The organism is Variovorax paradoxus NBRC 15149, assembly GCF_001591365.1.
Classification (GTDB): domain Bacteria; phylum Pseudomonadota; class Gammaproteobacteria; order Burkholderiales; family Burkholderiaceae_C; genus Variovorax; species Variovorax paradoxus.
The window spans coordinates 1-12,473 of sequence record NZ_BCUT01000012.1 but is presented as its reverse complement, the minus strand read 5'-3'; the positions used below and the strand labels follow the sequence as shown (position 1 = coordinate 12,473).

The 12,473-nt window shown below is 67.8% G+C and carries 15 protein-coding genes; 5 read left to right on the top strand and 10 right to left on the bottom strand.

Features of this window, described 5'->3' with window-relative positions:
- The first annotated feature begins 358 nt into the window (after positions 1-358).
- Positions 359-565 carry a dodecin gene (locus VPA02S_RS31120; RefSeq protein ID WP_025569376.1) on the top strand — a complete coding sequence of 69 codons (207 nt, stop codon included), beginning with the start codon at positions 359-361 and terminating at the stop codon, positions 563-565.
- A 53-nt stretch (positions 566-618) separates the two neighbouring features.
- Here VPA02S_RS31120 and VPA02S_RS31115 read toward each other — a convergent pair whose 3' ends face one another.
- Positions 619-1,041, bottom strand: a complete 423-nt coding sequence (locus VPA02S_RS31115; protein WP_018905825.1) for a secondary thiamine-phosphate synthase enzyme YjbQ — start codon at positions 1,039-1,041, stop codon at positions 619-621.
- Between the two features lie 185 nt (positions 1,042-1,226).
- On the opposite strand from VPA02S_RS31115, the gene VPA02S_RS31110 reads away from it, so the two are divergent.
- Positions 1,227-1,607, top strand: coding sequence for a cupin domain-containing protein (locus tag VPA02S_RS31110; RefSeq protein ID WP_062367364.1), 381 nt, complete (start codon positions 1,227-1,229; stop codon positions 1,605-1,607).
- A 192-nt stretch (positions 1,608-1,799) separates the two neighbouring features.
- Here the strand turns inward: VPA02S_RS31110 and VPA02S_RS31105 are convergent, their stop codons facing one another.
- From VPA02S_RS31105 to mltG, 7 genes are all read right to left on the bottom strand, one after another.
- Positions 1,800-2,285 (bottom strand): DUF2726 domain-containing protein, encoded by a 486-nt coding sequence (locus tag VPA02S_RS31105; RefSeq protein ID WP_018905827.1) that lies wholly within the window; start codon positions 2,283-2,285, stop codon positions 1,800-1,802.
- Between the two features lie 113 nt (positions 2,286-2,398).
- A complete protein-coding gene (locus VPA02S_RS31100) occupies positions 2,399-3,076 on the bottom strand; it encodes an ankyrin repeat domain-containing protein (RefSeq protein ID WP_018905828.1) in 678 nt (225 codons plus the stop codon).
- Positions 3,073-3,882, bottom strand: a complete 810-nt coding sequence (locus tag VPA02S_RS31095; RefSeq protein WP_018905829.1) for a TatD family hydrolase — start codon at positions 3,880-3,882, stop codon at positions 3,073-3,075. The genes VPA02S_RS31100 and VPA02S_RS31095 overlap by 4 nt, the downstream gene beginning before the upstream one ends.
- A gap of 119 nt (positions 3,883-4,001) precedes the next feature.
- On the bottom strand, positions 4,002-4,382 hold the full coding sequence (locus VPA02S_RS31090) for a PilZ domain-containing protein (RefSeq protein WP_012747958.1): 381 nt from the start codon (positions 4,380-4,382) through the stop codon (positions 4,002-4,004).
- Positions 4,379-5,401: a DNA polymerase III subunit delta' gene (locus tag VPA02S_RS31085; protein ID WP_018905830.1), complete on the bottom strand. Its 1,023-nt coding sequence runs from the start codon at positions 5,399-5,401 to the stop codon at positions 4,379-4,381. The genes VPA02S_RS31090 and VPA02S_RS31085 overlap by 4 nt, the downstream gene beginning before the upstream one ends.
- Positions 5,398-6,060 carry a dTMP kinase gene (gene tmk / locus VPA02S_RS31080; RefSeq protein WP_018905831.1) on the bottom strand — a complete coding sequence of 221 codons (663 nt, stop codon included), beginning with the start codon at positions 6,058-6,060 and terminating at the stop codon, positions 5,398-5,400. The genes VPA02S_RS31085 and tmk overlap by 4 nt, the downstream gene beginning before the upstream one ends.
- A complete protein-coding gene (gene mltG / locus VPA02S_RS31075; RefSeq protein WP_018905832.1) occupies positions 6,057-7,079 on the bottom strand; it encodes an endolytic transglycosylase MltG in 1,023 nt (340 codons plus the stop codon). Before mltG ends, tmk begins: the two co-directional genes overlap by 4 nt.
- Positions 7,080-7,201: 122 nt before the next feature.
- On the opposite strand from mltG, the gene ygfZ reads away from it, so the two are divergent.
- Together ygfZ and VPA02S_RS31065 are read left to right on the top strand one after the other, a co-directional pair.
- Positions 7,202-8,128, top strand: coding sequence for a CAF17-like 4Fe-4S cluster assembly/insertion protein YgfZ (gene ygfZ / locus VPA02S_RS31070; protein WP_018905833.1), 927 nt, complete (start codon positions 7,202-7,204; stop codon positions 8,126-8,128).
- Between the two features lie 137 nt (positions 8,129-8,265).
- Positions 8,266-9,204 carry a hypothetical protein gene (locus tag VPA02S_RS31065; RefSeq protein WP_018905834.1) on the top strand — a complete coding sequence of 313 codons (939 nt, stop codon included), beginning with the start codon at positions 8,266-8,268 and terminating at the stop codon, positions 9,202-9,204.
- Between the two features lie 19 nt (positions 9,205-9,223).
- Here VPA02S_RS31065 and VPA02S_RS31060 read toward each other — a convergent pair whose 3' ends face one another.
- Both VPA02S_RS31060 and VPA02S_RS31055 read right to left on the bottom strand, forming a co-directional pair.
- Complete coding sequence (locus VPA02S_RS31060) at positions 9,224-10,102, bottom strand: YbgC/FadM family acyl-CoA thioesterase (RefSeq protein WP_018905835.1); 879 nt, start codon at positions 10,100-10,102, stop codon at positions 9,224-9,226.
- Positions 10,099-11,076: an alpha/beta hydrolase gene (locus VPA02S_RS31055; RefSeq protein ID WP_018905836.1), complete on the bottom strand. Its 978-nt coding sequence runs from the start codon at positions 11,074-11,076 to the stop codon at positions 10,099-10,101. Before VPA02S_RS31055 ends, VPA02S_RS31060 begins: the two co-directional genes overlap by 4 nt.
- A gap of 69 nt (positions 11,077-11,145) precedes the next feature.
- On the opposite strand from VPA02S_RS31055, the gene gbd reads away from it, so the two are divergent.
- A complete protein-coding gene (gene gbd, locus VPA02S_RS31050; RefSeq protein ID WP_018905837.1) occupies positions 11,146-12,282 on the top strand; it encodes a 4-hydroxybutyrate dehydrogenase in 1,137 nt (378 codons plus the stop codon).
- Positions 12,283-12,473 lie beyond the last annotated feature (191 nt).

Sequence of the window (12,473 nt, the reverse complement as noted above, 5' to 3'; positions counted from 1 at the left end):
TCGGAGAATCAATCGATTCGAAACAACAAATACAAATGCCGACATGCGGCCTTTGCGGGGCCGCATCGTCGGGCGGGGATTAAGGGGGCAGGGAAGCCCGCGGAGCGCGGGCGGGGTGCTGGGCGCTCTTCACGCTCCGGGCTCCGCAAGACCGCGGAAACCTCACCAAAACAGTGCTTCGTTACACCGTGAGCTTGCAGTCACGCAAAGACCGTGCCTGCGCCACGCCGGGTTTGCACGGCGCGAAAAACCATCGTTCCGGCACTTCCAACAAGTGGGCCGAGGGGTCAACATGTGTGCCGTGCGGCCGATCCGCACCGAGAGCAGCTGCGGCGCACCAATTCAAGGAGCAAAAGACATGTCGAATCACGTTTACAAGTCGCTCGAGCTGACCGGCTCTTCGCCGATCGGCATCGAGGATGCCGTGCAGACGGCCATCACCAAGGCGCACGAGACGGTCCGCAACATCCAGTGGTTCACCGTGACCGAGACGCGCGGCCACGTGGTGGATGGCAAGGTCGCGCACTGGCAGGTGACGGTGAAGATCGGATTCACGCTGGAGTAACCGCGAGCAGCGTACCGGCGCAGCCCGGCAGAGCAGGGCGGTGGGCCGGGCCGCTAGGACCCGATCAGGTGCAGGGCCACCTGCCTCCGGTGCGGCTTCAACCGGTGCTCCCACAGGTAGATGCCCTGCCAGGTGCCCAGCGCCATGCGGCCGTTCGTCACCGGAACCGACAGTTGGACCGCGGTCAGCGCCGAACGCACATGGGCCGGCATGTCGTCCGGCCCTTCGGCGCGATGCCGGAACAGCGCGTCGCCATCGGGCACCAGGCGCGCAAGAAAACGGTCGAGATCCGCCTGCACTTCAGGATCCGCGTTCTCCTGCACCAGCAGGCTGGCCGAGGTATGGCGAATGAAGAGCGTCAGCAGCCCGGTCTGAAAGCCGGTGCTCGCGACCCATTGCGCCACGGCCTCCGTGATTTCCAGAAGGCCCCGGCCATCGGTGTCGAAGTCGAGTGTGGTGGTTGTCTGCCTGAGCATCGCATCGACACTTTAGCGGCTGCAAGTTTCTGCGCACCTGCTCCAGGTGCACGCCAGTGGGTACCTACCGGGCGAGAAATGCGTCGCCGCAAGCGTGGCCCAGGACTAGTATTCCATCGTTCGGCGCGCGGCTTGGCACGAGGCTGCCGCGGACTGCCTACTCACTCGTGCCAAGGAGAGTAGCGATGGCAAGTTCTATGAATGTCACCAAGCTTCAGACGAAATCCCATGACGAGCCGGATGAGGTTCGGGAGCCCGAAAAGACCCGCGTCGAAGTGGTCCGCCTCGAGGGCTACACCCTGGGGCGCTTCAAGTTTCAGCCCGGGTGGCGCTGGTCGCAGTGCATCAAGCCGGTCGTCGGCACGGACAGCTGCCAGGTGGCCCACGTCGGGTACGTGGTTTCCGGGCGCATCACGGTGCAAATGAACGACGGCTCGAAGACCATCCTCGAGGAAGGCATGTCGTACACCATTCCTCCGGGCCATGACGCATGGGTTGAAGGCAACGACCCGTTCGTTGGCGTCGAGGTAATGAGCGCAGAGGAATACGCAAAGCCCAAGAGCTGATGACCCCGATGGGTCTGTCCGCCGGCTGGCAATGGTGACGAGGATTTACCGCAGCAGCTGCAGGAAGCAGTGGGACATGGACGATAAGGTCCTGCGGGGCGGAGTTGCTGCTTATGTCATTTAACATAATGCACATTGTGTTCCTTTTGGGTGAAGCTGATCGAAGGCCATCCAGGCCAAACCAGCCCGCCCTCAGGAACCCATGGGGCTCACCGACGCCAGCGTCGGATCGAAGTCCGCTTCCACGCGCCCCACATCCGGCACCCGTGGATAGCGCAGCACGCGGTAGCCGGCTTCCACCAGCAGCGCCTCGCGGTCCAGGTCGCGCTGCGACTTGCCCTTGCTGCTCTTGTCGCCGCCGAACGCGACCACGGCCACGACCTTGAACGAGCGGTCGCACACGACGAAGTCGGCGATCTTCCGGCTGAACGAGCTCCGCGCCGCGCGCGTGCGGGCCGTGAGCAATGCACCGAAGCTGACCTGCGGCAGCACCACGAGATCCGGCAGCGTCTGCACGAGCCGGTTGTACATGGCCTGTTCGCGCGCCGTGAGCGGCGGGCGTGCCTTGGGCTTGTCGACGAAACCGCTGCTGTTTTGCGCCGACCTCTTTTTGGCGACCGCTGCGAGCACAAGCAGGCCGATGGCCAGCAAAAAGATTATGAATAGGAACGTATTCATCTCTGCTTCTCCTTCAGCGCAGAGTCTCGCACGAGGCGCGGGCGCCCTCTTTTTGGCGTTTTCCCGGGCCTGCCGTTGCGGCGGATCCGGCCCTCAATGGAGCGTATGGAAGCTCACCATTTGCCGTCCTTCGGAATGGCCTTGGGGTCCGCCTTGGCGCCGGCCGCAGCAGCGATCAGCTGCGCAGCCTCCGGGCGGTTGGCCTTGTTCGCGAAGTCGACCGCCGTCATGCCGAGCTGGTTCTTCATGGTGGTGTCCGCGCCCTCGGCCAGCAGGAGCTTCACGGCCTCGGTCGAGCCGTACATCGCGGCCATCATGAGCGGCGTGGTGCCGTTGGGCGATTGCGCATCGATGAAGGCAAAGTTGTCGAGCAGCACCTTCATGATGCTCAGCTGGCCGCTGCTGGCGGCGTAATGCAGCGGCGTCCAGCCGGTCTTGTTGACGGCGGCGTCGCGCTTGAGCAGCTGCGCGACCACGTCCTGCTGGCCCTTGATGGCGGCCAGCATCAGCGGGGTTTCGTCCTTGGCGTTGGCGATGTCGACGTCGGTCTGCGGCGATTCGATCAGCACCTGGACCACCTTGGGCGACGGTTCGCGCAGCGCGATGATCAGGCCGGTCTGGCCGTGCTCGTCGCGCGTGTTGGGGTCGAAACCGCGGTTCAGCAAGGTGCGCACGCCGCTCGCGTTGTCTGCGCGCACGGCCCGGAAGAAATCTTCGAACGAGCCAGCGTGGGTGGAAAAAGTTGCTGCCACGACAGCAAGATACAAGAACTTCTTGATGTATTTCTTCATATTGCTTTGACGCCCTTGAACAGCGTTTCGAAGTTGCTGCTGGTGGCCTCGGCCACGGCTTCGAGCGGCAGCTTGCGCAGTTCGGCGATCTGCTTGGCCACAAAGGGCACGTAGGACGGGTTGTTGGTCTTGCCGCGGTACGGCACCGGCGCCAGATACGGGCTGTCGGTTTCGATCAGCATGCGGTCGAGCGGCACGAAGGCCGCCACGTCGCGCAGGTCCTGCGCCTTCTTGAAGGTCAGGATGCCCGAAAAGGAAATGTAGAAACCCAGGTCGAGCGCCGCGCGCGCCACTTCGGCGGTTTCGGTGAAGCAATGGAACACGCCGCCCGCAGCCTTGCCGGCGCCGTCTTCACCCTCCTCCTTGAGGATGGCCAGCGTGTCGGCCGAGGCTTCGCGCGTATGGATGACCAGCGGCATGCGGGTTTGCTGCGCGGCGCGGATGTGCACGCGGAAGCGGTCGCGCTGCCACTCCATGTCGGCAATGCTGCGCCCGCCCTTGCGCTCTTCCATCTGGTAGTAGTCGAGCCCGGTTTCGCCGATGGCCACCACGCGGGGCAAGGCTGCGCGGCGCACCAGGTCGTCCACCGTGGGCTCGGCGATGTCCTCGTTGTCGGGGTGCACGCCCACGCTGGCCCAGAAGTTGTCATAGCGCGCGGCCAGCGCCTGCACATCGTCGAACTCCTCGAGCTTGGTGCAGATGCACAAGGCCCGGTCGACCTGCGCCTCGGCCATGGCGGCGCGGATTTGCGGCATCTGGTCCGCGAATTCGGGGAAAGTGAGGTGGCAGTGGGAATCGGTGAACATGGCGCTGATTGTCTGGCTTATGCCAGAGACACCGAGGAACCGGCTTTGCCGGGCCTCTGGCGTCGCCCCCGGTAGGGGGTGGGCGTAGCGACACGAAGTGCGCGCAGCCTGGGGGCGAGCTAAATGGTTTGGGTCGGTCGGTCGGAAGCCATCGAACCGCCGAGCGCCGCTTCGATGCGGGCCTTGAGCTGGCGCGATTTCTCGTCCGACGGAAAGCGGATGCCCACGCCCGGTGCCCGGTTGCCCGCGGCGCGCTGCGGCGTGATCCATGCGACCTTGCCGGCCACCGGATAGCGCTGCGGGTCTTCAGGCAGGGTCAGCAGCACGTAGACGTCGTCGCCCAGGCGGTATTCGCGCGTGGTCGGAATGAAGATGCCGCCTTCGGCAAAGAGCGGAATGTAGGCGGCATAGAGCGCGCCCTTTTCCTTGATGGCGAGCTGGATCACGCTCGGCCGTTGAGGCGCCGGGGCGGCGGGTGCGGGTGCGGCTGGTTGGTTCATGGGCGGCGAGCTGCAGAGTTTAGGGTGGTTCGCGCTTCGCTCACAAGCGCTTCCAGCATGAGGCCCGCATTGAAGGGGTGTTCGGCGGTCCTGGCCGCGTTCGCGAGCGACTTCGACCAGCGTGCCAGCGCCAGGTGCGAAGGCACCGCGAGCGGCAGGTCGGCGGCATCGAAGAAGCGCGGCGCGGCGCCGCTGCCAACGGCCATCAGGTCGTGGCAGAGCTTCTGCAGCGAGCCGATGGCCTGCGAGGGCGACTGGTCCGCAAGCGCAGCCACGTCGCCGCGCGAAACGGCCTTGGGCAAGAGCGACCAGGCCTTGGGCGACTGGCCGGAGCGCGCAAGCCGCAAGGCATCGCTGGGGCGCCCGCCGGCGGCGCGCAGCAGTGCGGTGGCATCGGCGGCGGGCACGTCCTGCGCGGCCAGCCAGGTTTCGGCCTCGGCCGTCTCGGGCCAGGGCAGCGTGAAGCCCAGGCAGCGGCTGCGGATGGTCGGCAGCAACTGCCAGGCCGCTTCGCTGGCCAGCACGAAGCGCACATCGCCGACCGGCTCCTCGAGCGTCTTGAGCAGCGCATTGGCGGTGATGGTGTTCATGCGCTCGGCCGGATACACCAGCACCACCTTGCCGCGACCGCGGGCGCTGGTGCGCTGGGCAAAGCCGACGGCGTCGCGCATGGCCTCGACGCGGATCTCGCGGCTGGGCTTGCGCTTCTTGTCGTCGATGTCGGCCTGCGCCTTTTCGTCGAGCGGCCAGCCCAGTTCCTGCATGGCCACTTCGGGCATCAGCACGCAAAGGTCGGCATGGGTGCGCACCTCGATCGCATGGCAGCTCGGGCAATGGCCGCAGGCGGTGCCGCCCTCCTCCTTGCTGGGCTGTTCGCACAGCCAGGCCGCGGCAAGCGCGAGCGCGAGTTCGTATTGGCCCAGGCCCGAAGGCCCCTGCAGCAGCCAGGCGTGGCCGCGCTGGCGCAGCAGTTCCGCGAGCGGCCGATGCAGCCAGGGCGAGAGCGCGGGCGTGCTCATCGCGCCGCTCCAGTTGCAGGTGCCAGCGCGCCACGCGCAACGAGCGCGGTCTCGACCTGTTGCCAGACCTGGTCGCGCGTCTGGCTGGCGTCGATGCGCACGAAGCGCGGCGCATCGGCCGCCGCGCGGGCCGCATAGCCCGCCGCCACGCGCCGGAAGAATTCGACCGGCTGCGATTCGAACTTGTCGGGCAGGCGCGCGCCTGCGAGCCGCTCGGCGGCAATCTCGGGCGCCAGGTCGAACCAGAGCGTGATGTGGGGCTGAAGAAGCAGCCCCGCCGCTCCCCTGCCCCCCTGCACCCATTGCTCCAGCGTCGACAGCAGCTGCGTATCGAAACCGCGGCCCGCGCCCTGGTAGGCGAAGGTGGCGTCGGTGAAGCGGTCGCACAGCACCACGTCGCCGCGCGCCAGCGCCGGCTCGATGACCTGCACGATGTGGTCGCGCCGCGCCGCGAACACCAGCAGCGATTCGGTCAGCGGGTCCATCGCCTGCTCGAGCACAAGGCCGCGCAGGGTTTCGGCCAGCGGCGTGCCGCCGGGCTCGCGCGTGCGCACGACCGTGCGGCCGCGGGCCTTGAAGAGCGCCTCCATCGCGTCGAGATGGCTCGACTTGCCGGCGCCATCGATGCCCTCGAGCGTCAGAAACAAGCCTTCACTCATTGCGCAACTTTCGGTTTGGGTTCGCCGCCGCCGCGCTGGTAGCGGTTGACCGCGCGGTTGTGGTCGTCGAGCGAACTGCTGAACTGGCTGGTGCCGTCGCCGCGCGACACAAAGTACAGCGACTTGCTCTGCGCCGGCTGTACCGCCGCCAGCAGCGCCGCCTTGCCGGGCATCGCGATGGGCGTGGGCGGCAGGCCGCCGCGCGTGTAAGTGTTCCAGGGGGTGTCGGCCAACAGGTCCTTCTTGCGCAGGTTGCCGTCGAACGCGGTGCCCAGGCCGTAGATCACGCTCGGGTCGGTCTGCAGCGGCATGCCGGCGCGCAGCCGGTTGACGAAGACGGCGGCGATCTCGGCGCGGTCCTTGGCTTTTCCTGTCTCCTTTTCGACAATGCTGGCCAGGATCAGCGCCTGATCCGCCGACTGGAGCGGCAAATCGGCCGCCCGGGCAGCCCACGCGGCTTCGAGCTTCTTGTCCATGGCCCGCATGGCGCGCTGCAGCAGCGCGATGTCGGTCGAGCCCTTCGAATAGGTGTAGGTGTCGGGGAAGAAGCGGCCCTCGGGATGCACGCCGGGCCGGCCCAGCCTGGCCATCAGCGCATCGTCGGGCAGGCCGATGGTTTCGGGCTTGAGCTGCTCGGCCTTGGCGAGCGCGGCGCGCACCTGGCGGATGTTCCAGCCTTCGACCAGCACGAGGCTGCGGGTGGCTTCCTCGCCGCGCACCAGCACGTTGAGCAGCATCTTGGGCGTGATGCCGCGCTCCAGCTCGTAGCTGCCGGCGCGGATCTGGCGGTCCTGCCCCGAAATGCGGAACCAGAAATAGAGCATCTGCGGCTGCACGTCGGTGCCGGTATCGGCCACCGCCTGCGCGACGCCGCGCGGCGTGGTGCCGGGCTCCACGGACAGGTCGACGCTGGGCGCGGGCAGCTTGAGCGGCTGGTGCACCCACCAGAGGCCGGCGGCGCCAAGGCCGAGCGCAGCCAGGGCGGCGAGCAGGAAAAGCGTGAGGAAGAAGCGGCGCACGGGTCCGATGATTTAGCGGAGAGAAGAAAACGAATCAGCACGAAAAGCCGGTGGCCCTGCGGGAACCGGGGCGGGATTCCCTGCGGACCCGACGGAACGGCTCCGACCATGATAATTCAGCGATGACTACTGTCGTTCTCAATGGTGTTACCGCTCTTTCCGACCTTGGCGTGATCCGCGCCGAGGGGCCCGATGCCGCCAGCTTCCTGCATGGCCAGCTCACCCAGGATTTCGCGCTGCTGGGCGCCACCGAGGCCCGCCTGGCGGCGCTTTGCACCGCCAAGGGCCGCGTGATCGCCAGCTTCGTCGGCATCCGGCCGCAGCCGGAGCTGGTGCTGCTGGTGTGCAGCCGCGACATCCTGGCCGCCACGCTCAAGCGCCTGTCGATGTACGTGCTGCGCGCCAAGGCCAAGCTCACGGACGCCACCGAGCAGTTCGCGCTGTACGGCCTTGCCGGCACCGCGCTGGCCGCCAACGGCCTCGATGCCACGGCCTTGCCCGGCCAGCGCACCGCCATTGGCCAAGACATCAGCGCGGTGTCGCTGTACCCGGCCGACGGCGTGCCGCGCGCGATGTGGATTGCGCCGGCCGGCAGCCCGGCGCCCGCGGGCCCGGCGCTCGATGCGCAACTGTGGCAATGGAGCGAGGTCCGCAGCGGCATCGTGACCGTGACCACGCCGGTGGTCGAGGCCTTCGTGCCGCAGATGATCAACTACGAATCCGTGGGCGGCGTGAACTTCAAGAAGGGCTGCTATCCGGGCCAGGAAATCGTGGCGCGCAGCCAGTTCCGCGGCACCCTGAAGCGGCGCACCTACCTCGTGCAGGCCGATGCGCCTCTGAGCGCGGGGCAGGAGGTGTTCGCGGCCGGCGATGCCGAACAGCCCGTGGGCACGGTGGCGCAGGCCGCGCCGGCGCCCGGAGGCGGCTGGGCCGCGCTGATCTCGATCCAGATATCGGCACTCGAAACCGGCGGCCTGCATGCGGGCAGCGCCGACGGGCCGGCGCTCACGGTCGAGCCGCTGCCGTATCCGCTGCTCGAAGACATCTAGACGCAACCGGACTGAAGAAACGGACGCCTGGCGCCGCCCCGAAAGAGGCGGCGCCATTTTTTTGCGCGCGTTTAACCCTGCCGCCGGTGCTGCTGCGTAGAAGCCGTACCGATCCACTCCTGGCAAGGAAAGACATCATGAAGCGCAGACTCCTCTTCTCGACCGCCCTCGCATGGACCGCGCTGGGCGTGCTGCCGGCTTGCGCCGAAAGCCCGGTGCGGCCCCTGCCCCCGCTTTCGCCGCCCTCCAACCGCATCGGTTCGCTGATGCAGCTCAGCGTGGTCGACCGCGCGAGCGGCCGCGAACTGCCCATCTACCGCCACCGCGGCGAATACTGGGTGGCCGGCCGGCCCGGCACACGCTACGCGATCCGCGCGCGCAATGCGATGGGTGAGCGCGTCATGGCCGTGATGTCGGTGGACGGCATCAACATCGTGACCGGCGAGACCGCGGGCGTGCTGCAGAACGGCTATGTGTTTTCCGGCGGCGAGCGCAGCGACATCACGGGCTGGCGCAAGAGCGATTCGCAGATTGCGGCCTTCGAATTCACTTCCATTGGCAATTCGTACGCGAGCCGCACCGGCCGGCCAGATGACGTGGGCGTGATCGGCGTCGCGATGTTCCGCGAACGCGTGCCCGAGCCGCCGCCTGCGCCGCCCATCGCCTTTCCGCGCCGCGACGGCGGCACGCGCGAGATGGAACGCCGCAGCGAGGCGCCATCGGCCGCAGCCGAAGCCGCACCGGCCGCGCAGGCCCGCTCGGCCGACAGCGCCCTGGGCGCCGAGGCGGCGGCATCGGCGAAAGGCAGCCTGGCCCGGCCAGCGCCGCCCAGCCCGAGCCTGGGCACCGCCCACGGCCGGCGCGAGACTTCGCATGTCGGCCACACCAGCTTCGAGCGCGCCCAGTCCACGCCCGACGAGGTGGTGCGCATTCGCTACGACAGCCGCGAGAACCTCATCGCCGCGGGCGTGATCCCGGTGCCGCCGCCCGCGCGCTGGCCGCGTCCCAAAGGCCCGTCCGCCTTTCCGGGCTCGGAGATGGGCTACGTGCCCGATCCGCCGGCGCGCTACGAGTGAGCTCTCTCGAACGCCGCGATCAGGCCAGCGTGCGGCGCATCTCGATGTGCGGGATGCCGGCTTCCTCGAAGGGCTCGCCGTGCACGGCATAGCCCAGGCGCGCATAGAAGCGCTCCGCGCTGCGCTGCGCGTGCAGGCCGATCTCGCGGTCGCCGCGCGCCTTGGCTGCCGCCTCCAGCGCCTGCATCACGGCGGCGCCGTGGCCGCCGCTGCGCAGCGCGCGGTGCACGGCCATGCGGCCGAGCATGGCGGTGCCGTCGACCGCATCGAGCAGCCGGCCGGTCGCAATCACCTGGCCGAGCCGGTTGCGGACCACCGCGTGCAGCACGATGGCATCGTGCGCATCCCACTCCAGTTCCTTGGGAATGTTCTGCTCCTCGATGAAGACCGCGCGGCGCAGCGCACCCGCGCCTTCGCCCAGGGTTTTCCAGTCGCCCGTTTCCACGGCGCGCATCGGCTCGCCGGCCTCGAAGCCCGTGAGGATTTCGCGCAGTGCCGCCGGCACCGGCTTGGAGGTCTGCGTGGCCGGGTCGGCAAACACATAGACGAGCTCGCAGCCCACCAGGTACTGGTCCTGCCGGAACAGCGCACCCTCGAAGACGATGGACGAGTTGCCGATGCGCGCGCACTTCATGGCCACGTCGATCACGTCGTCCATGCGCGCCGAGGCGCGAAAGTCGACCGTGGCCTTGCGCACGTAGAGGTCGCCGCCCAGCGCATGCATGACTTCTTCGTAAGGCAGCGCGAGCGCACGCCAGTAGTCGGCAATGGCGGTGTCGAAGTACATCAGGTAGTGCGCATTGAATACGATCTTCTGCATGTCGACTTCGGCCCAGCGCACGCGCAGGCGATGAAAGAAGCGGAAGTCTTTTCTCTGGGGCATGGTCTTGTCGTTCATGGGTTCAGTGCGTCCTTGAGTGCACGGGCCGCATCGTCCTGCGCCTGCAGCGCCTCGGGAATGGCGCGGCCCATTTTCAGAAATTCGTGGATCACGCCGCGGTAGATCTCGAGGTCGACCGCCACTCCCGCGGCGCGGAGCTTGTCGGCGTAGGCAATGCCTTCATCCACCACCGGATCGCATTCGGCCAGGCCGATCCATGCGGGCGCCACGCCGTCGACGTCGTCGGCCAGGAGCGGCGCAAAGCGCCAGTCGTCGCGGTCGGCCGGCGTGCGCACGTACTGGCCGAAGAAATAGTCGATCAGCGCCTTGGTGAGCAGCGGGCCGTGGGCGTAGCGCCGGTGCGAGGCGGTGTCCTGGTGCGCCGCGGTGCCGGGATAGATGAGCATCTGCAGCGCGAGCGGCAGGCCCGCGTCGCGCGCGAGAATCGCGCACACCGCGGCCAGCGTGCCGCCGGCGCTGTCGCCGCCCACGGCCAGGCGGCCCGCGTCGATGCCCAGGCGCGCACCTTCGTTTGCAATGAAGGCAAAGGCATCCCATGCATCGTCCGATGCCGTCGGAAACCTGAACGCAGGCGCCAGCCGGTAATCGACCGACACCACCGCGCAGCCGCTCTTGCTCGCCAGCACGCGGCACAGCGTGTCGTGCGTGCGGATGTTGCCGACCGTGAAGCCGCCGCCATGAAAATACACCAGCGCCGGCAGCATCGCCGTTGCCGACGGCGCATAGAGCCGCGCCGGAATCGCAAAGCCGTCGCGCGCAGGAATCGTGAAGTCGTCGACGCGCTCCAGTGCGGGCTTGGCCACTTCGAGCACGCCCGCGCCTTTCTCGTAGGAGGCCTTGGCCTCGTCGGGCGTGAGCTGGTCGAGCGAGGGATGGCCGGCCCGCGCCATGCGCTCGACCACGCCGGCCATCTTCGCGGTGAGCGGAGGCTGCCATGTGCCGGGTGCGACAGCGGCAAGGGTTTTGTTCATGTGCAAGACTGTCCCTGCTTGTTAGATTTGGGTGGTCTGCAATCGTACTGCCCCAGGCAAACCCACCTCATGGCCCTCATCCAATACCTCACCCAGATCCAGTTCGAATTCGGCGCCATCAAGCTGCTGTCCAGCGAATGCGCGCGCATCGGCATCAACCGGCCGCTGATCGTGACCGATGCCGGCGTGCGCGCGGCCGGCGTGCTGCAGAAGGCGCTCGATGCCATCGCCGACCTGGAAGTAGCGGTGTTCGACCAGACCCCCTCCAACCCCACCGAGGCCGCCGTGCGCGCGGCCGTCGAGCTGTACCGCAGCGGCCGCTGCGACGGGCTCATTGCCGTGGGCGGCGGCTCCGCCATCGACTGCGCCAAGGGCGTGGCCATTGCAGCCACGCACGAAGGCCCGCTCAAGACCTACGCCACCATCGAGGGCGGCTCGCCGAAGATCACCGACCGCGCGGTGCCGCTCATCGCGGTGCCCACCACCAGCGGCACCGGCAGCGAGGTGGCGCGCGGCGCCATCGTGATCGTCGACGACCACCGCAAGCTCGGCTTCCACAGCTGGTTCCTGATGCCCAAGGCTGCCATCTGCGACCCCGAGCTCACGCTCGGCCTGCCGCCCCGGCTCACGGCCGCCACCGGCATGGACGCGATTGCGCACTGCATGGAAACCTTCATGTCGGCCGCCTTCAATCCGCCGGCCGACGGCATCGGCCTGGACGGCCTGGAGCGCGCCTGGCTGCACATCGAGCGCGCCACCAAGGATGGCAGCGATCGCGAGGCGCGCCTCAATCTCATGAGCGCGTCGATGCAGGGCGCCATGGCGTTCCAGAAGGGCCTGGGCTGCGTGCATTCGCTGAGCCACAGCCTGGGCGGCGTCGATCCGCGCCTGCACCACGGCACGCTCAACGCCCTCTTCCTGCCAGCCGTGATCCACTTCAACGCTGGTGCCGAGTCGGTGCAGAAGGAGCAGCGGCTGCAGCGCATGGCGCGGGCCATGCACCTCGATTCGCCCGGCGATCTCGGCGACGCGATCCGCGACATGAACGCGCGCCTGGGCCTGCCCAAGGGCCTGGCCGAGGTGGGCGTCACGCCCGCCCTGTTCGAGCAGATCATCGACGGCGCCATGGCCGACCACTGCCACAAGACCAACCCGCGGCTGGCTTCGCGCGACGACTACAAGGCGATGCTCGAGGCCTCGATGTAGGGGGCGGGTGCGGTTGTTCGGGGCGCGATCACGCCGACGGGGTACCTTGCTCCGCGAATGTCCCCCGCCTTCGGCTCCTCCTTTATTTCGCTGCGCAAGGCACCCCATCAGCGTGATCGTTATTCAGCGCGGTCGTTGATCAGCGGTACACAACGAGCGTGCCCAGGTGCACAGAGCATCGGGTGCTCCCC